Source organism: Edwardsiella ictaluri ATCC 33202 (assembly GCF_000264785.1).
Taxonomy (GTDB): domain Bacteria; phylum Pseudomonadota; class Gammaproteobacteria; order Enterobacterales; family Enterobacteriaceae; genus Edwardsiella; species Edwardsiella ictaluri.
In genome coordinates this window covers 1-18,728 of record NZ_AFJI01000069.1, presented here as the reverse complement: position 1 = coordinate 18,728, position 18,728 = coordinate 1, and the positions used below count along the sequence as shown (strand labels likewise).

Below are 18,728 nucleotides of genomic sequence, written 5' to 3'. Positions count from 1 at the left end.
ACGGGTGCTGGCGGGTAACAGGCAATAATGCAGCCATCCTCCCAGCATAAGCGATATTGCACCGGCAGACAGCGAAATACGGTCAATATTTGCCCATGATCACACTTTTATTTACTTTTTTATAACTCATTGATTACATTTTGTCGTCGGCGCAAAATAGACCGGCATCGCGCAGCAGATGGTCGTTGGCGCGTCGCCGGGTAAAGCCACAGCGGTCGAAGAACTCCAGGATCTGTACTGCCAGCTTACGGCCTACGCCGAGCTGATCGCGGAAGTCAGCTGCATTGGTGCTGCCCTGGCTGTGATCCTGTTGGCGGATCAGCTCGGCAAACTGGTAGAGCCGTTCGTTGCGGTAGTAACGATCGCGCACCACGGCGGTGATATGCCCGAGCAGCGCCGCCTGGCGCAGCGTCTGGCGCATCTCATTCTCATCGGCGTTCAGGGTATTGGCCAGATCGCGCACCCACCATGGATCGTCGGCGAACAGCGGCTGCGCCCGCTGCCACAGCGCCTGCTGCGGCGGTGTCATGGCCAGGCGGTGCTGTGGCAGATGCAGCCAGCCGCGGCTGTTGCATAGCGCGCCTTCGGCCAGCAGCTCGCCTATCAGATGAAATACCAGCGTCTCTGGCCCGGTCGGCAGCGCCATGCGTCGCAGGCGGGCGCGCCCGACGCCCAGCTGATCGCCGTGCTGGGCATGATAGTACGCCAGGGTATCCAGCAGCCGCTGACGCAGCCGCGTCGCCGTCGTGCGGGAGAGCAGGTGATCGCCGACCACCAGCAGATCGTCCTGCGCCAGCAGCGTCCGGCAGGACTCCTCCGTCAGCTGGCGCGACCAGGCCAGGTTGGCGATGCTCAGGGTGCCCGAGGGCAGGCGCAGGCTGAGCGCCTCACGGTCGCCGCGGGCCTGAGCCAGGCGACGCAGGGTCTCCAAAAAGGCGGGCTGACGCTTGCCGCGGCGCGGTGCCTCCAGTTGTAGCACCCGTGCCGCGCCCAGGGTGTGGCGCGCGGCGATGTCGCGCAGGATCAGGGTGTCATCCTCGGCCAGCCAGAGGGGGGTGTCGAGCACCAGTTCGGCCAGGGTCGGCGCCTGCGGCGCAGCGGTGGTTTCCAGCAGCGAGAGGCGCCCGGTGATGTGGCGTGCGGCGTGGTGGAGATGCAGCGGCTGCCAGTGCTGCAGCGGTGCGACGCTGTCTACTGCGACCAGCACCCGCTGGGCTGCCGCTGCGGCGGGTCGCTGCGCCAGCAGCCAGTCGCCGCGCTGGATCTGGCTTTTTTCTACGTCACCGCTGAGGTTCAGGGCCACGCGCTGACCGGCCTGTGCCCGCTGCGCCTCCCGGTTTTGGGCGTGCAGGGTGCGTACCCGTACCGCCTTATCGCAGCCGGTCAGCCACAGCGTATCGCCGCAGCATACCGTTCCGGCCAGCGCTGTACCGGTGACAACCAGCCCGCTGCCCTTGACGCTGAAGGCGCGATCGATGGCCAGGCGGAAGCGCCGATCGGCCTGTGGTGGGACTGCGCTCAGGGTCAACAGATGGTGGCGCAGCGCCTCGATGCCCTGACCGCTCATGGCATCGGTTTCGAACAGCGCCGCGTCTGGCCAGCCCTGCTCCGCCAGCAGCGCCTGCACCTGGTCGCGCACCTGCGCCCGTCGCGGTGCATCGACCCGCCCGGATTTGGTCAGTGCCACGGTCAGGCCGGGTCGTCCGGCCAGGCGCAGCAGCAGCAGGTGCTCACGGGTCTGGGCCATCACGCCGTCGTCACAGGCGACCACCAGCAGCGCCTGTGGGATGCCGCCGATGCCGGCCAGCATATTGGCCAGAAATTTTTCATGTCCGGGGACGTCAATAAATCCCAGTACCCGCCCATCCGCCAGCGGCAGGTAGGCATAGCCGAGATCGATGGTCATGCCGCGGCGCTTCTCCTCCGGCAGGCGATCGGTATCGATGCCGGTCAGGGCGCGCAGCAGGGTGGTTTTGCCGTGATCAACGTGTCCTGCGGTGGCGATGATCATTGGCACAGCTCCTGGAGCAGCGCCTGCTCATCGTCCAGACAGCGCAGATCGAGCCACAGTTTGCCCTCTTGCAGTCGCCCGATGACCGGACAGGGCAGCGCGCGCCAGCGGTCGGCCAGCGCCGTCAGGGTGCCGCCGCGACCGTCACGCGGGGTCAGGGTGATCGCATGGCTCGGCAGGCGATCCACCGGCAGCGATCCGCTGCCGATCTGCGACAGGCAGGGCTCCAGCGTCAGGACGAACGCCTCCTCATAGTGGGGGCGCAGGCGGGCCAGCAACCGCTCGCCGCAGGCGGCGATCTCGCTCGCCTCCCGCGTCAGATGGCGCAGGGTGGGCAGCGCCTGCCGCAGCTTCTCCGGCTGCTGGTACAGCTGCAACGTGGCGTCCAGCGCCGCCAGCGTCATCTTGCCGCAGCGCAGGGCGCGCTTGAGCGGATGGCGCTGCAGACGGTGGATCAGCTCCCGGCGGCCAACAATGATCCCGGCCTGGGGACCGCCGAGCAGCTTGTCACCGGAGAAGCTGACCAGATCGACGCCATCGGCCAGCATACGCTGCGGCATTGGCTCGGCGGGCAGACCGTAGTGGGCCATGTCCAGCAGCGATCCGCTGCCGAGATCACTGATGACCGGCAGACCATACTCCTGGCCCAGGGCAGCCAGCTCGGCCTCGCTGACGGCGGCGGTGAACCCGGCGATAGCGTAGTTGCTGGTGTGCACCTTCATCAATAGCGCACTGTGCTCACCGATGGCCTGGCGGTAGTCGTGCAGGTGGGTGCGGTTGGTGGTGCCCACCTCGCGCAGACGGCAGCCGGCCTGGGTCATGACGTCGGGAATACGGAACGCACCGCCGATCTCCACCAGCTCACCGCGCGAGACGATCACGTCGCGCCCCGGCGCCAGGGTCGCCAGCATCAGCAGCACCGCTGCCGCGTTATTGTTAACGATACAGGCGTCTTCGGCACCGGTCAGGGCGCACAGCCGATCGGCGATAGCGCGATCGCGGTGGCCGCGCCCCGCGTCGTCCAGATCGTACTCCAGGGTGACCGGGGCACCCATCGCCCCGGCCGCTGCCGCGATCGCCGTATCGGGCAGCAGTGCCCGGCCAAGATTGGTGTGCAGGACGGTGCCGGTCAGGTTAAAGACCCGACGCATGGCCGGTTGCAGCGTCTCAGCGAGCCGCCGGGTGCAGGCCACACCCCAGTCGACGCACCAGTCAGGCAACGCCTGCTGCCGCTGGATGGCGTGACGGGCCTGCTGCTGCAGCGAACGCAGGGCCTGGGTAACCAGCTGACTGCCATACTGCGCCTGTAGGGCTGCGCACGCGGGCGTGCGCAGCAGGGTATCGATCGCGGGGATTTGGCTGTAAAGCACCTGACTATCTGAACTCATTGAACTGTTCCGTACCTTTAATCTGCGCGGGGCGAATGACCCCCATGATAAAGGCTGACGGGGCAGGAATACAGCCTAGTTGGCCGGTGGCGCGGTGCGCAGAAAACTGTCGCGCTGAAACAGGCGCTCCGCCAGGCGTACCAGCGCTGGGCGTCCAACGCACCAGTTGGGGCAGACGCGGCGGAAGTTGAGATAGCTCAGGCAGCAGCCGGCGGCGATATCGGCGAGGTTCAGCGTCTCGCCGCCGATCCAGCGGCCCTCGGCGACGCAGCGTTCCAGTGCATCCAGTCCGCGCAGGATCTTGTCGCGCTGGCGCTGCAGCTCATGCCCATCCCGACGTTCGGCGGGACGGCGCAGCTCTTTCACAATGGTGACTGCGGCATCGCAGATGCCGTCGGCCAGCGCCTCGGTCTGGCGCACCCGCAGCGCGTGTTCCCCGTCGAGAGGCAGAAAGCGGGGCGTTTCCGTGAGCCTGTCGATATAGTCGGCCACGATCGGTGAATCGAAGAAGACCTCGCCGTCGTCCGTCACCAGCGCGGGCACTTTGCCCAGCGGATTCACGTCGGGCACCCGGGAGCTGTCCAGATTGGGATTATCGTTGACGAACTCGAAGGTCAGCTGCTTTTCCAGCAGCAGAATAAAGATTTTGCGTACAAAGGGACTGGTATAACTGCCGATCAGTTTCATACGGGCCTCCTGTTGGCTGGCCATGACGCCCCATGGCCGGATTGGCGGGGAGAACCGCCGCGACACTCAAGTATGACAGAAATTAAGCATGCTACCGGGCACATCGCACAATCCTTGCACAGAAAAAGCTGTTTTCAGGGTATGGAGGCGTTATCCGAGCGAGTTGCAGGGATTGTGTCTGTTATCGCCGTGCGCACCACCGTATGCTGGAAAGATCGGCGCGTGGCCACCGTGGGTCAGCGCTACGACTCAAGGAGGAGATCATGGGATATCGGATATTGTGTTGTCTCTGTTTCTGTTGGTTGCTTTCCGGCTGCGCCCAAGCGGGCGATACCGATGCGCGGATGCTGACCGTGCGCGGCACCCTGAGTGCCGTTTCGCCCGATGCGCTGCAGCTGCGCGAGCGTCACGGTGGAGAGCTGATGCTGAGGATGACCCCCGCAACGCGCCTGTTCGGGGTGTTCAGCGCATCGCTGGACGATATCCGTCCCGGCGCATTTCTGGGGGCGGTGGCGCTGCCGCTGGCGGATGGTACGCTGGAGGCTCAGACACTTCACCTGTTCTCCGATCGTCTGCGTGGCGCGGGCGAGGGACATACCCCCTGGCGGCTGGTCAGCGGTGAACAGGGCAGTATGACCAACGGCACCGTCGATGTCGGGGGAACCTGGCGCGGAGACGGCGATGTGGCGGGACAGCCGTTGGTATTACGCTATGGTGGGGGGACGCAGCAGATTAGGGTCGGCCTGCAGACACCGGTGGTGTTTGTGGATTCACTCACGCGCGGCGCGCTGCGGCCGGGGCAGGCAGCGGTGCTGATCCTGACGGTACGCGAAGGGCGCGCTACGGCGGAGGTGCTGCGCGCCTTTGTCGGCATTAACGGGGTGATTCCGCCCTTTTAAACCCTACCCCGCCGCGGAGATCCGGGGGCATGTGCCCCGGTTGCTCCGGCTTACTGATGCTGTCCCTGCCTTTGCAGGAACTGTACGCCCTTGTCCGGGAAGTCGGTAAACACGCCGTCGACGCCGGCCTGGTTGTAGATCACGTCATACAGCTGATTGACGTCGGTGACGTAGTCCGGCAGCTGATCGGCGCGAATGGTGTAGGGATGGACGGCCATGTTGTTGGCGTGCGCCTCTTTCACCATATTGGTCAGCCTGATGCTGCCCTTACGGGAGTCTTCGCTGACCAGCATGTGGTAATCCGGGCCGATGCCGTCGGCATACCGGGCAATTTGCTTCATGGCGCCGGGCTTGAACATCCAGTCATAGCTGTAGTTGACCCAGGTGCCGTCCGGCTTCTTCTCCTGGGTTTCGTTCCAGTCGGTATAGGCGATCAGCTGTATCAGCTTGAGGTTTTGCCCCATCTTCGGCATCAGCTCGTTTTTAATCCGCTTGAGTTCGTTGGCGTCGAAGCACTGTAGATAGACGTTGGCATCTTTATCGGTATAGCCGTACTGCCTGAGCACCTGCAGTACCTTAGCGGAGATGTCCTTGCCCTCCTGCTGGTGGAACCAGGGCGCCTTGATCTCCGGGTAGATGCCGATGTTCTTGCCGGTGGAGTGGTTTAGCCCCTGAACGAACTCGATCTCCTCTGCAAAGGTGTGTACCCGGAAGTCAGATTTCCCCATCGGGAAGCGGCCCGGGTAGCTCTGTACCCTCTTGCCGTTTTCAATATCAAACCCTTCGGTGAACTTCAGGGATTTAATCTCATCCAGGGTAAAGTCGATGGCATAGTAGCGGCCATCCTTGCGTGCTCGGTCAGGGAAGCGGTCTGCGACGTCGGTTACCCGATCCAGATAGTGGTCATGCAGCACTACCAGCTGGTCGTCTTTGGTCATCACCAGATCCTGCTCCAGAAAATCGGCACCCTGGGCGTAGGCCATGGCTTTGGCGGGCAGGGTATGCTCCGGCAGGTAGCCGCTGGCGCCGCGGTGAGCAATCACCACTTTGTTGTCAGCCGCCTGGGCGCTCATTGCCAGCGTTCCGCCGAGAAGAAGCCCGGTGACAATCGAGTTAAGTTTGATTTTCATAGGGTTATCCTTATTTTTGGTGTTGTTTTACGAGGTGCAGGGGTAAACAAAAGGCCGCACCCCGGGTGAGCGGCACAGCCTTGTGCAATGGCGTCGGTGCGCGGGATGCCGCCGCCATTGCGTTCTATCACTCTTTCCTGGCTTCCAGCTCGCGGTGATGTTTGGTTTCGTTGATCATCACGACCAACAGCAGCACCACGGCGAGGATGCTGCCGCCGATCATCACCATAAAGCCGCCGTTCCAGCCAAAGTAATCGACGGTGTAGCCGACGATGGCGCTGGCTGCCACGGAGCCGCCCAGGTAACCGAACAGGCCGGTGAAGCCCGCCGCAGTACCGGCTGCTTTCTTCGGCGCCAGCTCCAGGGCGTGCAGGCCGATCAGCATTACCGGACCGTATATCAAAAAGCCGATGATGATCATGCAGGCCATATCGACGTTAGGGTTGCCCGCCGGGTTGAGCCAGTAAACGATGGTGGCAATGGTCACCAGGGTCATGAAGAACACGCCGGTAGCGCCGCGGTTGCCGCGGAAGACCCTGTCAGACATCCAACCGCAGATTAGGGTGCCGGGGATACCTGCGTACTCATACAGGAAGTAGGCCCAGGAGGACTTATCCAGCGCGAAGTGCTTCACCTCTTTCAGGTAGGTCGGTGACCAGTCCAGGATGCCGTAGCGCAGCAGATAGACGAACACGTTGGCGATGGCGATGTACCACAGCAGCCTGTTGGGGAAGACGTACTGCATGAAAATCTGCTTGGCGCTCAGCTCTTGCTCCGCCTTGGCGGAGTAGTCGTCCGGATAGTCGTTCTTATACTCCTCGATGGGCGGCAGTCCACAAGACTGGGGGGTATCGCGCATCATGGCAAAGGCGAACAGGGCGACCAGAATGGCGGCGAAGGCCGGCATGTACAGCGCGGCATGCCAGTCGTTGAACCAGGCCATCCCCAGCAGGAACAGCAGTGGCGGCAGCCCCCCGCCCACGTTGTGGGCGCAGTTCCATACCGACACGATACTGCCGCGCTCCTTCTGCGACCACCAGTGCACCATGGTACGGCCACACGGCGGCCATCCCATACCCTGGAACCAGCCGCACAGGAACAGCAGCACGAACATGGTCATGATGCTGGAGGTTGCCCACGGAACGAAGCCCATCACCAGCATCACCACGGCGGCCAGGATCAGACCGGCCGGCAGGAAGACGCGCGGGTTGGAGCGGTCAGAGACGGAGCCCATGATGAACTTGGAGAAGCCGTAGGCGATGGAGATGCCGGAGAGGGCAAAGCCGAGATCGCCGCGCGAGAACCCCTGTTCTACCAGGTAAGGCATCGCCAGGGTGAAGTTTTTACGCACCAGGTAGTAAGCGGCATAGCCAAAGAAAATCCCCATAAAAATCTGCCAGCGCAGGCGGCGGTAGGTCGGGTCTACCTGCGTATCCGGCAGCCGCGTTTTATGTGCCGCGGGCTTAAACATGCTTAACATAAATGTCTCCGATGACTGTTATTGTTTGTACTGTCTCAATCCGTTTTCCCAATGAATGCGGTTAAGGCACACCCTATGCTTATTAAGAGAGAGGGATGCATCCACCGGCGTAGGAGGCGAGTAGACATACCATTTGTTTTCATTTTCGAGCGCAGGATAGGCAATTGCGAAAGCTGATACTGTGAGAGATCGCTCATATTGTTACAGTTTTATGATATTGATATACAAATTAATCCATGGAGTAAAAAAATAACATCTATTCGCGTGATTGAAATGTATTAAAAATGTGGATGAGATCACGCCAATGATCTTTTGTCGTCATTTTGGTTTCGTTTTGTGCGCGTATTTGCTCCTTATCAAACATTTTATCGCCGTAATATGGCTTACTAGGTTCATTACTACTCATTTGGCTTGGGAGCCACTCATGTTACAGAGCCCCGCATCACAGGAAACTGATGTCGTCATTATCGGCGGCGGCGCCACCGGCGCCGGTATCGCCCGTGACTGCGCGCGCCGTGGCCTGCGTTGCATTCTGCTGGAGCGCCACGACATCGCCACCGGCGCGACCGGCCGTAATCATGGTTTGCTGCACAGCGGTGCCCGTTACGCGGTGACCGACGACGAGTCTGCGCGCGAATGTATTGAAGAAAACCGTATTCTGAAGCGCATCGCCCGCCACTGCGTCGAGCGTACCGACGGGCTGTTCATTACGCTGCCGGAAGATGATCTGGCCTATCAGCCGCGTTTTATTGCGTCCTGCCGCGCCGCGGGTATCGATGCCGAAGCCATCGATCCGGCCGAGGCGCTGCGCCTGGAGCCTGCCGCCAACCCGAATCTGCTGGGCGCGGTGCGCGTGCCGGATGGTACTGTCGATCCTTTCCGCCTGACGGCGGCCAACATGCTGGATGCGCGTGAGCACGGCGCCCAGGCGCTGACCTATCATGAGGTGTGCGGGCTGCTGCGCCAGGGCGATCGGGTGAACGGTGTGCGCGTTATCGACCATAAATCGCGCCAGCGCTATGACATTCACGCACAGATTGTGGTCAACGCTGCCGGGATCTGGGGGCAGCACATCGCCGAGTATGCCGATCTGCGTATCAAGATGTTCCCAGCCAAGGGGGCGCTGCTGATCCTGGGGCACCGTATCAACAACATGGTGATCAACCGCTGCCGCAAGCCGGCGGATGCCGATATTCTGGTGCCGGGCGATACCATTTCACTGATCGGTACCACCTCGACCCACGTCGATTACGATCAGATAGACAACATGATGGTCACGCCGCAGGAGGTGGATACCCTGATCCGCGAAGGGGAGAAGCTGGCACCCAAGCTGGCGGCGACCCGCATTCTGCGGGCCTACGCCGGAGTGCGTCCGCTGGTGGCCAGCGATGACGATCCGAGCGGGCGTAACGTCAGCCGCGGTATCGTGCTGCTGGATCACGCGGTGCGCGATGGGCTGGAGGGCTTTATCACCATTACCGGCGGTAAGCTGATGACCTATCGCCTGATGGCCGAATGGGCCACTGATAAAGTCTGTGAAAAGCTGGGCGTCACCACCCTCTGCACCACCGCCAGCGAGCCGCTGCCCGGCTCCGGTCAGTCGGCCGAAGAGACGCTGCGCAAGGTGGTTTCGCTGCCGGCGCCGATCCGTGGCTCGGCGGTTTACCGCCATGGCGATCGCGCCGATCGCCTGCTGAACGGCGATCGCCTGAACAGCAGCCTGGTGTGTGAATGTGAAGCGGTGACTGCCGGGGAAGTCCGCTACGCCGTGGACTCCCTGACGGTGAATAACCTGGTGGATCTGCGCCGTCGCACCCGCGTGGGGATGGGCACCTGTCAGGGCGAGCTGTGCGCCTGCCGTGCGGCCGGATTGCTGAACCGATTTAAGGTCACCACGCCGCAGCAGTCTATCGATCAGCTGTCCCACTTCCTGAACGAACGCTGGAAGGGGATCCGTCCGATCGCCTGGGGTAATGCACTGCGCGAAAGCGAATTTACCAGTTGGGTTTACCAGGGGCTGTGCGGGATGGATACCGCGCTGCCGCAGCGCGGGGAGAGCGACGATGAAATTTGATACCCTGATGATCGGCGGAGGGCTGGCCGGACTGGCCTGTGGCATTCGTCTGGCGGAGGCCGGGCAGCGCTGTGCTATCGTCAGCGCCGGGCAGAGTGCGCTGCACTTCTCCTCCGGCTCCTTCGACCTGTTGTCGCGCCTGCCGGACGGCACAGCGGTTACCGATCCGCGCGCGGCGATCGACGAGCTGCAGCGCCAGGCGCCGCAGCACCCCTATAGCCTGATGGGCGCCGGGCAGTTTTCCCGCTACGCCGTTGAGGCCGAGCGTCTGCTGGAGCGCAGCGGGCTGGCACTGGTGGGCGACCATCGGCGTAACCATCTGCGGGTCACCCCCCTGGGCACCCGCCGTCTGACCTGGCTGAGCCCGAATGAGGTGCCGGTAAGCGACGTGGATGCCGCGCTGCCGTGGCAGCGTATCCTGGTGGCCGGTATCGAAGGGTTTCTCGATTTTCAGCCGCAGCTGGTGGCCAGCTCCCTGCAGGAGCAGGGGGGCGAGTGCGAGGTGGTCGAGCTGACGCTGCCGGCGCTGGATCGCCTGCGCGGTAACCCCAGCGAGTTCCGCGCGGTCAACATTGCACGGGTGCTCGACGTGGCAGAGAACCGCCGCCTGCTGGCCGAGGAGCTGAACCGTCATGGGGCGCAGGCGGATGCCATCCTGATGCCCGCCTGCGTCGGCGTGGACTGCGACGATGCGCTGGCGCAGCTGCGCGCGGCGGTCGCCCGTCCGCTGCTGCTGCTGCCGACCCTGCCGCCGTCGGTGCTGGGGATCCATATTCACCAGCAGCTGCGTCGCCGCTTTCAGGCGCTGGGTGGCCTGATCATGCCGGGGGATACGGTGCTGCGCGCGGAGTATGAGAATAACCGGGTGGCCCGGGTATACACCCGCAATCACGGCGATATTCCGCTGCGTCCGCGTCATGTGGTGTTGGCCAGCGGCAGCTTCTTCAGCAACGGGCTGCGCGCTGACTTCGGCGGCGTGCGTGAGCCGGTGTTCGGTCTGGACGTCATCTCGGCCGCCGATCGCAGCGACTGGTGCAGCGAGTCGATGTTCGCGCCGCAGCCGTATCTGCAGTTCGGGGTACGCGGCGACGCCGGGCAGCGTGCCGCCGTCAACGGCACCGTTGTCAATAATCTGTATGCCGCCGGCGCCGTGCTGGGCGGCTATGATCCGATCCATCAGGGCTGCGGCGCCGGGGTTTCCCTGCTCACCGCCCTGCACGCCGCGCAACAGATCCTGGCGGAGGACGCGTAATGAGCCTGCCTGCTGATAACAGCTTTGAACAATGTATCAAGTGCACCGTGTGCACCACCTATTGTCCGGTCGCCAAGGTGAATCCGGCCTATCCCGGTCCGAAACAGGCGGGCCCGGACGGGGAGCGTCTGCGCCTGAAGGATCCGCAGCTGTACGATGAGGCGCTGAAGTACTGCACCAACTGCAAGCGCTGTGAGGTGGCCTGCCCGTCCGATGTGAAGATCGGCGACATCATTCTGCGTGCCAAGAATCAGTACGGTAACCATAAGCCCAGGCTGCGCGACGCCATCCTCAGCCATACCGATCTGATGGGCACCCTCTCTACGCCGTTTGCGCCGTTGATCAACGCCACCACCGGCCTGAAGCCGGTGCGTCAGCTGCTGGATAAGGCGCTGAAGATCGACCACCGCCGCGAGCTGCCCAAGTACTCCCATGGCACCTTCCGCAGCTGGATGCGCAAGCAGAGCGCGGAGCAGGCGCGCTTTAGCGAGCAGGTGGCGTTCTTTCACGGCTGCTACGTGAACTACAACCATCCGCAGCTGGGCAAGGATCTGGTGCGGGTGTTTAACGCCATGGATATCGGGGTACAGCTGCTGTCGCGCGAGAAGTGCTGCGGCGTGCCGCTGGTGGCCAACGGCTTTATCGATCAGGCCAGGAAACAGGCGCGGGTGAACGCCGACTCCCTGAGCGAGGCGGTGCTGGAGAAGGGGCTGCCGGTGGTGGCGACCTCTTCAAGTTGCACCTTCATGCTGCGCGATGAATACCCGCACGTACTGGATATCGATACCACGCCGGTGCGCGACCGGGTCGAGTTGGCGACCCGCCATCTTTACCGTCTGCTCGACGGCGGACGCACGCTGCCCCTAAAGCCGCTGAACCTGAAGATCGCCTACCATACGCCGTGCCATATGGAGAGAATGGGCTGGGCGCCCTATACCCTGGCGCTGCTGCAGATGATCCCGGGTGTAGAGCTTATCATTCTGGACTCCCAGTGCTGCGGCATCGCCGGTACCTACGGTTTCAAGAAAGAGAACTACGAGACCGCACAGGGCATCGGCGCCGGATTGTTCCGTCAGATCGAAGCCAGTGGGGTGGATCTGGTGGTGACCGACTGTGAAACCTGTAAATGGCAGATCGAAATGTCCACCAGCAAGCGCTGCGAGCATCCGATCACCCTGCTGGCGCAGGCCTTGGCGTAGTCTGTCGGTGGCGCTGCAGGCTGAGAAGGGTAACGCTGTATTATACTGTTTTCTATTGTTATTAATTCCTGTTTGAGTGAGTGTCCCTGTTTGGTCCCGGCCTGCGCCGGGACTTTTTTTCTTTCTGACACCCCTGCCATAAATGTGGCGAACGGCGCAGTTACGTCCGTCCAGTCCGGTTAAAATAAAACACAGTTTTATAAATAAGGGAATGATGAGTCATGTTAACGGGTAACGTTCACTATCTGGATCAGATGCCGTATCTGCCGGTCGCGCTGCGCCAGGCGATTGAATATGTGATGGCCAACTTCAGCGCCGAGACCCCGGCGGGCTGCTATGAAATTGATGCGCAGCGCCAGTTCGTACTGATCGCCCACGATGATACGGCACCGGCCGAAACGCGCCGCGCCGAATACCATGCCCGCTATCTGGATATCCAGATCGTGCTGGAGGGGCAGGAGGGCATGGGCTTCAGCAATCTGGCGCCGGGCGTAGCCGGAGAGGATCTGCTGGCGGAGAAGGATATCGCTTTCCTGCCGGTGGGGGCGGGCGGTCTGCAGGAGAAACTGCTGACGCTGTGCGCGGGTGATTTTGTGGTGTTCTATCCCGGCGAGGTGCATAAACCACTGTGTGCGCTGGATGGGCCGGCACGGGTGCGCAAGGCGGTGATCAAGCTGGATGCCCAGGCGCTCGGCCTGCTGTAGCGGTTACGGCGGCCAGCGGCAGTGACCGCTGGCCGCGTGGTGCGCTGCCTCAGAGGCTGCGCGCGCCATTATTCTCCCAGGGTCGCCACCATCACCGCCTTGATGGTATGCAGGCGGTTCTCCGCCTGATCGAAGACGATGCTGTGGGGTGATTCAAACACCTCATCGGTCACCTCAATACCATCGTGCAGCCCATACTGCGCGGCCATCTGCTGCCCTACGCCGGTCATCTCGTCGTGGAAGGCGGGTAGGCAGTGCAGGAACTTCACCTGCGGGTTGCCGCTCAGCTGTAGCGTTTGCATGTTGATCTGATATGGCAGCAGCTGGGTAATGCGCTCCTGCCAGACCGATTTGGGTTCGCCCATGGAGACCCACACATCGGTATACAGGAAGTCGGCGTCCAGTACCCCTTCGGCGACGTCCTCCGTCAGCACCAGCTTGGCGCCGGTTTGCTGCGCCACGGTCTGGCATTGGGCGATCAGTCCGGCTTCCGGCCAGTAGGCCCTGGGCGCGACCAGCCGCAGCTCCATCCCCATCAGTGCCGCGCCTTCCAGCAGTGAGTTGCCCATGTTATTGCGCGCGTCGCCCAGATAGGCCAGCTTCATGGCGGAAAGAGGCTTGGCGCAGTGTTCGCTCATGGTGAGCAGATCCGCCAAAATCTGCGTGGGGTGGAACTCATCGGTCAGGCCATTCCATACCGGTACGCCGGCGTAGTGCGCCAGGGTTTCCACCACCTGCTGGCCAAAGCCGCGGTATTGAATGGCGTCATACAGCCTGCCGAGCACCCGCGCGCTATCCTTGATCGACTCTTTATGGCCTATCTGGCTGCCGCTGGGGCCGAGGTAGGTGACGTGGGCGCCCTGATCGTAGGCGGCCACCTCAAAGGAGCAGCGGGTACGGGTGGAGTCCTTTTCAAAGATCAACGCGATGTTTTTCCCATGCAGACGGGGGCGTTCGCACCCCTGTTTTTTGGCTTGTTTCAGCTCGGCGGCCAGATTGATTAGATATGCAATTTGCTGCGGGGTGAAATCCAGTAACCTCAGAAAGTGCTGCTGATTAAGCTGATCCATATGGAACATCTCCGTCTGTGGGGGTGTGTTGTGATGAATTTATATTCACATTATGTGTATTAAAATTCATTTTCAACCCCCGAGCGTGAAATATTGTCTTTTCTTGAGTGGTGAGGCGCCGTCGCCTGTGGGAGAATGCGTCAAAGGCTTAGCGATTGAGGATCAGTGAAATGGCAAACCGAGAGCTGCTGGAAGAACAGCGTGAAGAGACCCGCATGATTATCGAGGAGCTGCTGGACGATGGCAGCGATCCGGATGCGCTGTACACCATTGAGCACCATCTGTCGGCGGAGAGCTTTGAGGCGCTGGAGCAGGCCGCCGTGGAGGCGTTCAAGCTGGGTTACGAAGTGACCGATGCTGAGGAGCTGGAGGTTGAAGAGGGCATCCTGCTGATGTGCTGTGATGTGATAAGCGAAGTGGGTCTGAACGCCGAGATCATCGACGCCCAGGTCGAGCAGCTGATCGCCCTGGCGGAAAAACACGACGTCAGCTACGACGGCTGGGGAACCTATTTTGAGGATCCGGACGGCGAAGAGGGTGACGACGGCGAGGAGTACGACAACGAGGCGATCGACGAGGACGACGACGGTCGTCGCCACTGAGATCGACACCGATCGTGATCGTGCTGACGGGAGCCTGTGGGCTCCTGTTTTTTTGCCCCACGTAAGCGCCCCTGCCAGACAGGGTGCATCCAGCATTGCGTCAGCGATGACGCCCCTGAGTTAGCCATACCCCCAGAGGGATCGCGTATTTGTGCATCCTGCACTGCCGGGGGATACGAGAGTCCCAGGCGGCGCCTCTCCCGGACGATACAGCCATTGCGGTGGTTGAGACCTGGCCTGCCTGGCCGCACTCCGAGGGTGCGTCGATTGGGCCAGATTGTCCTCTTCCTGGGCGGCGGGTGTTCCGCAGGCCGATCGCCTATAGCGTACGCAGCATGCGAACTTCACAGTCCACGTGGCGGGTGGCACCCAGCGCGGCGTCGATAGGCTCAAAGCCGAGATGACGGTACAGGGTGATGGCGTCGTGCAGGGTGGCGGTGGTCTCCAGATAGCAGTGGGTGAACCCCTGCGCACGGGCGAAGTCCAGCGCCTGCAGGGCCAGGCGCTTGGCCAGACCGCGTCCGCGCAGCGCGGGCAGAAAGTACATTTTTTGCAGCTCACACAGGTGTGGTGCCGCCCCCTCCAGCGGCGCGACGCCCCCGCCCCCTGCCACCAGCCCCTCCAGTTCGACGACCCAGTAGGCGCTGCGCGGTGTCGCATAGGTCTGTGCCAGACGATCCAGATTGGGATCGGAGACGGTGAACCCCTTGTCGGCGCTCAGGCCGCATTCGGCAGAGACGCGGCGGATCACGTCGGCAATCGCCCCATTGTCGGCGGCGGTCAGTGGGCGAATGCGGATGTCGGGGGCGGGTTGGTCGGTCATCTGGGGATCCCTGTTCAGTGAGCGGGTAAGAGGCCTCTTAAATAGCACCGTCGCCCTCCATTATGCAAGCTGCCGCCGGGGAAAGCGGCGCGATGCGGATTAAAATTCGACGTCCTCCAGGCTAAAAGAGCCGCTCTGATCGTTATAGGAGAAGATCTCGGCATAGCGTCCCCAGTTGATCACGGTGTCCAGGGTTTCGCGCGCCGCGTCATCGGAGAGCACATCCTCCAGCTCCTGCTCAAAGCGTACCCGCGGTGCCCGGTGGCCGGGGCGCTCGTCGAGCACGTTTTTAATCAGCGTGGCCAGCGGGACATGGCGCAGCAGGTGGGTGGCGAACAGCGCCTTGCGCGGCTGGGTGTCCATGACGGCGAACTGCTCGCCAGCCGGGGTGAGGATGATGTCGCCCTGCTGCACGCTGGCGAAGTCCAGGTGTTGCAGCACCTCGGCGACGGGAAACAGCCGGTCGACCTCCATGTGTAGTGCCAGCGCCAGATCGGGCATGTCGGCGCGGCCGTGGTAGGGGGCGGCTGCCAGGGTTTCCAGCAGCCCGGCGATCAGGTTGGTGGAGACATGGGGCAGCCAGGAGCCCAGCTTCAGCTCGTGACGCAGCGTATTGTCGCCGCTGCGCGCGGTCATTTGGGCGTAAATCTCATCGACCAGGTGGCGAAACGGCGGATCGAGGCGGCTGCGTGGATGGTGGAAGGGGACGGCTATCTCGGCGACGATCTTGCCGGGGTGTGAGGAGAGCAGCAGGATGCGATCGCACATGAACACCGCCTCTTCGATGTTGTGAGTGACGATCAGCATCGACTTAATCGGCAGCCTGCCCGTGCCCCACAGGTCGAGCAGGTCGGTGCGCAGGGTTTCGGCGGTCAGGACATCGAGGGCCGAAAACGGCTCGTCCATCAGCAGCAGCGTGGGGTCAACCACCAGGGCGCGGGCAAAGCCGACGCGCTGGCGCATTCCGCCGGAGAGTTCGCGCGGGTAGGCGTTTTCAAAACCGTCCAGGCCGATAAGGTCGATGGCCGCCAGCGCCCGGGTACGCCGAACGGCTGCCGCCATGCCCTGCGCCTCCAGACCGGCCTCCACGTTTTGCAGCACCGTCAGCCACGGAAACAGGGCGAAGGTCTGGAACACCATCGCCACCCCCCTGGCCGGGCCATGCACCGGCGCGCCAAGGTAGTCCACCTGGCCTGCGCTGGGGGTGATCAGGCCCGATATGATGCGCAGCAGCGTGGATTTTCCCGACCCGGAACGGCCGAGCAGGGCCACTATCTCGCCCTCGCGCAGCGTCAGGTTAACCCCCTGCAGGATGGTCTGGACGCCGTGTGCCTGCTCATAGCCGTGATCAACGTTCTGTACGCTCAGGATAGACGCTGACGTGACGTTGTGCGGCGTTGGGAAAAGGGGATCGGTCATGGCGCGGCTCCTCGGTTAGTGTTCAGGTGTTCAGGATCAGTTAGCGCGAAAGCGGGATTCTGCATAGGCGTACAGTGGGCGCCACAGCAGGCGGTTAAACAGGGTGACAAACAGCGACATGATGGCGATGCCCAGGATGATGTTGGGGAAGTTGCCGCTGGCGGTGTTTTCGGCGATATAGGCCCCCAGACCGTGCGCCACCACCCGGGTATCACCCCACTGGACATATTCGGCCACGATACTGGCGTTCCAGGCCCCGCCGGCGGCGGTGACGGCGCCGGTGACATAGTAGGGAAAGATGGCCGGCAGCATGATCTGGCGCCACCACTGCCAGCCGCGGATATGCAGATTGGCCGTGACCTCGCGATAGTCATTGGGGAAATTCATGGTACCGGCCACCACGTTGAACAGGATATACCACTGGGTGCCCAGCACGATCAGAGGCGACAGCCAGATATCGGGGTTGAGCTGAAAGTGCATGATGGCGATGACGAAGGCAGGAAACAGCAGGTTGGCCGGGAAGGCGGCCAAAAACTGGGCCAGCGGCTGGATCTTACCGGCCAGTGCCGGGCGTAGGCCGATCAGCACCCCCAGTGGCACCCAGATCAACGAGGAGATCAGGATCAGCAGGCTGACGCGCAGCAGGGTTACCAGCCCCATCAGCAGGACATAGCCGACCTCATGCAGTGAAACGCCGCTGTGGACATACAGGATGACCCGGGTACACAGATACAGAGTCAGCAAGAGGATAGCGGCACTCCAGAGCAGATCGAGATAGCGCTGTGAGCGCCCCGGTGCCGGAGCGGGGCGGTAGCGCGGCTGTCCGGGCCAGCGCAGCGGCAGGCGTGCCAGCCAGCCCAGCAGCTGTCCCAGCGGCGTGAATAGCCGGTGGAACAGGCGGGTGCGCCGCAGCAGGTTGAGCAGCCAGGAGGTGGGGGGATTGGCGGTGCGGGTATTCTCCATACGGAACCTGTCGGCCCAGGCGACCAGCGGGCGGAACAGCAGCTGATCGTAGATGAGGATCACCGCCACCATGGTCAGCAGCACCCAGCCGATGGCGTGGAGATCGCGCTGCAGGATCGCCTCGGCCAGATAGGCGCCGATGCCCGGCAGGGTAAAATGGGTATTGCCGACCGTAATCGCCTCTGAGGCCACAATAAAGAACCAGCCGCCGGACATCGACATCATCATGTTCCAGATAAGCCCCGGCATGGCGAAGGGGACATCCAGCTTCCAGAAACGCTGCCAGCCGGTGAAGTGCAGGCCGCGGGCGACCTCATCCAGATCGCCGGGGACGGTGCGCAGGGACTGGTAAAAACTGAAGGTCATATTCCAGGCCTGGCTGGTGAAGATGGCGAAGATGGCCGCCAGTTCGACCCCCAGTACCCGTCCGGGGAACAGGGCGATAAAGAAGGTGACGGTAAACGAGATATAGCCGAGCACCGGCACCGACTGCAGGATATCCAGCATCGGCACCAATACCTTGGCCGCCCGTCGGCTTTTGGCCGCCAGCGTGCCGTAGATCAGGGTGAACAGCAGCGAGGCCAGCATGGCCAGCAGCATGCGCAGGGTGGTGCGCAGGGCATAGTCCGGCAGGGCATCCGGCGCCAGGGAGATGCTCTGCTTTCCCAGGCTGGCGAGGGGCTGCAGCGCCTGATGAAAACCGATGGCCATCATGGCGATAAGGCTGATGATCAGCGGAAAGGCGACGATATCCCAGCGATTGGGGTTCAGGCTAAGCGGCCCGTGGCTGCCGGGGTGTCGAATATCCATCGGGCTCCTCGCATCAGGGGGCGGCGCGATCCGGCATGATGATAGCGGAGTGCGTGCGCGGATGGCCCCCAATATCGGTAGGTGGTTGATTACGCTGTCTGTGATTATAACCGTTGCGGCAGGCTTGGCACCGGTATCGCGCATTTACGGGCCGACGCGGGCGTACACTAAAAANANANNGAGNGCGCGTCGTCGTCGTCGTCGTCGTCGTCGTCGT

15 protein-coding genes are annotated in these 18,728 nt (G+C 62.5%); 6 read left to right on the top strand and 9 right to left on the bottom strand.

The window, feature by feature from the left end:
* Positions 1–133: 133 nt before the first annotated feature.
* From selB to EIEH_RS10445, 3 genes are all read right to left on the bottom strand, one after another.
* Positions 134–2,011, bottom strand: a complete 1,878-nt coding sequence (gene selB, locus EIEH_RS10455; protein ID WP_015872682.1) for a selenocysteine-specific translation elongation factor — start codon at positions 2,009–2,011, stop codon at positions 134–136.
* The gene (selA, locus tag EIEH_RS10450) at positions 2,008–3,399 is read right to left on the bottom strand and encodes an L-seryl-tRNA(Sec) selenium transferase (RefSeq protein WP_015872681.1); all 1,392 of its coding nucleotides are present in this window, start codon (positions 3,397–3,399) and stop codon (positions 2,008–2,010) included. The genes selB and selA overlap by 4 nt, the downstream gene beginning before the upstream one ends.
* Positions 3,400–3,474: 75 nt before the next feature.
* Entirely contained in the window at positions 3,475–4,086 is a 612-nt protein-coding gene (locus EIEH_RS10445; protein WP_015872680.1) for a glutathione S-transferase, read from the bottom strand.
* A gap of 263 nt (positions 4,087–4,349) precedes the next feature.
* Here EIEH_RS10445 and EIEH_RS10440 point away from each other — a divergent pair, with 263 nt between their 5' ends.
* Positions 4,350–4,985: a hypothetical protein gene (locus EIEH_RS10440; protein WP_035609466.1), complete on the top strand. Its 636-nt coding sequence runs from the start codon at positions 4,350–4,352 to the stop codon at positions 4,983–4,985.
* A gap of 50 nt (positions 4,986–5,035) precedes the next feature.
* On the opposite strand, the gene glpQ is transcribed toward EIEH_RS10440, so the two are convergent.
* Together glpQ and glpT are read right to left on the bottom strand one after the other, a co-directional pair.
* On the bottom strand, positions 5,036–6,115 hold the full coding sequence (gene glpQ, locus EIEH_RS10435; protein WP_015872678.1) for a glycerophosphodiester phosphodiesterase: 1,080 nt from the start codon (positions 6,113–6,115) through the stop codon (positions 5,036–5,038).
* A 127-nt stretch (positions 6,116–6,242) separates the two neighbouring features.
* Positions 6,243–7,595: a glycerol-3-phosphate transporter gene (glpT, locus tag EIEH_RS10430; protein WP_015872677.1), complete on the bottom strand. Its 1,353-nt coding sequence runs from the start codon at positions 7,593–7,595 to the stop codon at positions 6,243–6,245.
* Between the two features lie 424 nt (positions 7,596–8,019).
* Between glpT and glpA the strand changes: the two genes are divergently transcribed.
* From glpA to EIEH_RS10410, 4 genes are all read left to right on the top strand, one after another.
* Positions 8,020–9,669 (top strand): anaerobic glycerol-3-phosphate dehydrogenase subunit A, encoded by a 1,650-nt coding sequence (glpA, locus tag EIEH_RS10425; protein ID WP_015872675.1) that lies wholly within the window; start codon positions 8,020–8,022, stop codon positions 9,667–9,669.
* Positions 9,659–10,921, top strand: coding sequence for a glycerol-3-phosphate dehydrogenase subunit GlpB (gene glpB, locus EIEH_RS10420; protein ID WP_015872674.1), 1,263 nt, complete (start codon positions 9,659–9,661; stop codon positions 10,919–10,921). Before glpA ends, glpB begins: the two co-directional genes overlap by 11 nt.
* Entirely contained in the window at positions 10,921–12,120 is a 1,200-nt protein-coding gene (gene glpC, locus EIEH_RS10415; RefSeq protein ID WP_015872673.1) for an anaerobic glycerol-3-phosphate dehydrogenase subunit GlpC, read from the top strand. The genes glpB and glpC overlap by 1 nt, the downstream gene beginning before the upstream one ends.
* 221 nt (positions 12,121–12,341) lie before the next feature.
* Positions 12,342–12,824, top strand: coding sequence for a NanQ anomerase/TabA/YiaL family protein (locus tag EIEH_RS10410; protein WP_015872672.1), 483 nt, complete (start codon positions 12,342–12,344; stop codon positions 12,822–12,824).
* Between the two features lie 68 nt (positions 12,825–12,892).
* On the opposite strand, the gene argF is transcribed toward EIEH_RS10410, so the two are convergent.
* Positions 12,893–13,894, bottom strand: a complete 1,002-nt coding sequence (argF, locus tag EIEH_RS10405; RefSeq protein ID WP_015872671.1) for an ornithine carbamoyltransferase — start codon at positions 13,892–13,894, stop codon at positions 12,893–12,895.
* Positions 13,895–14,064: 170 nt separating this feature from the next.
* On the opposite strand from argF, the gene rraB reads away from it, so the two are divergent.
* Positions 14,065–14,496 (top strand): ribonuclease E inhibitor RraB, encoded by a 432-nt coding sequence (gene rraB / locus EIEH_RS10400; protein ID WP_015872670.1) that lies wholly within the window; start codon positions 14,065–14,067, stop codon positions 14,494–14,496.
* Positions 14,497–14,815: 319 nt separating this feature from the next.
* Here the strand turns inward: rraB and EIEH_RS10395 are convergent, their stop codons facing one another.
* The 3 genes from EIEH_RS10395 to EIEH_RS10385 form a co-directional block, all read right to left on the bottom strand.
* Positions 14,816–15,319, bottom strand: a complete 504-nt coding sequence (locus tag EIEH_RS10395) for a GNAT family N-acetyltransferase (protein WP_015872669.1) — start codon at positions 15,317–15,319, stop codon at positions 14,816–14,818.
* 99 nt (positions 15,320–15,418) lie between these two features.
* Positions 15,419–16,738 (bottom strand): ABC transporter ATP-binding protein, encoded by a 1,320-nt coding sequence (locus EIEH_RS10390; RefSeq protein ID WP_015872668.1) that lies wholly within the window; start codon positions 16,736–16,738, stop codon positions 15,419–15,421.
* A gap of 36 nt (positions 16,739–16,774) precedes the next feature.
* Positions 16,775–18,511 carry an ABC transporter permease gene (locus EIEH_RS10385; protein ID WP_015872667.1) on the bottom strand — a complete coding sequence of 579 codons (1,737 nt, stop codon included), beginning with the start codon at positions 18,509–18,511 and terminating at the stop codon, positions 16,775–16,777.
* Between the last annotated feature and the right edge of the window lie 217 nt (positions 18,512–18,728).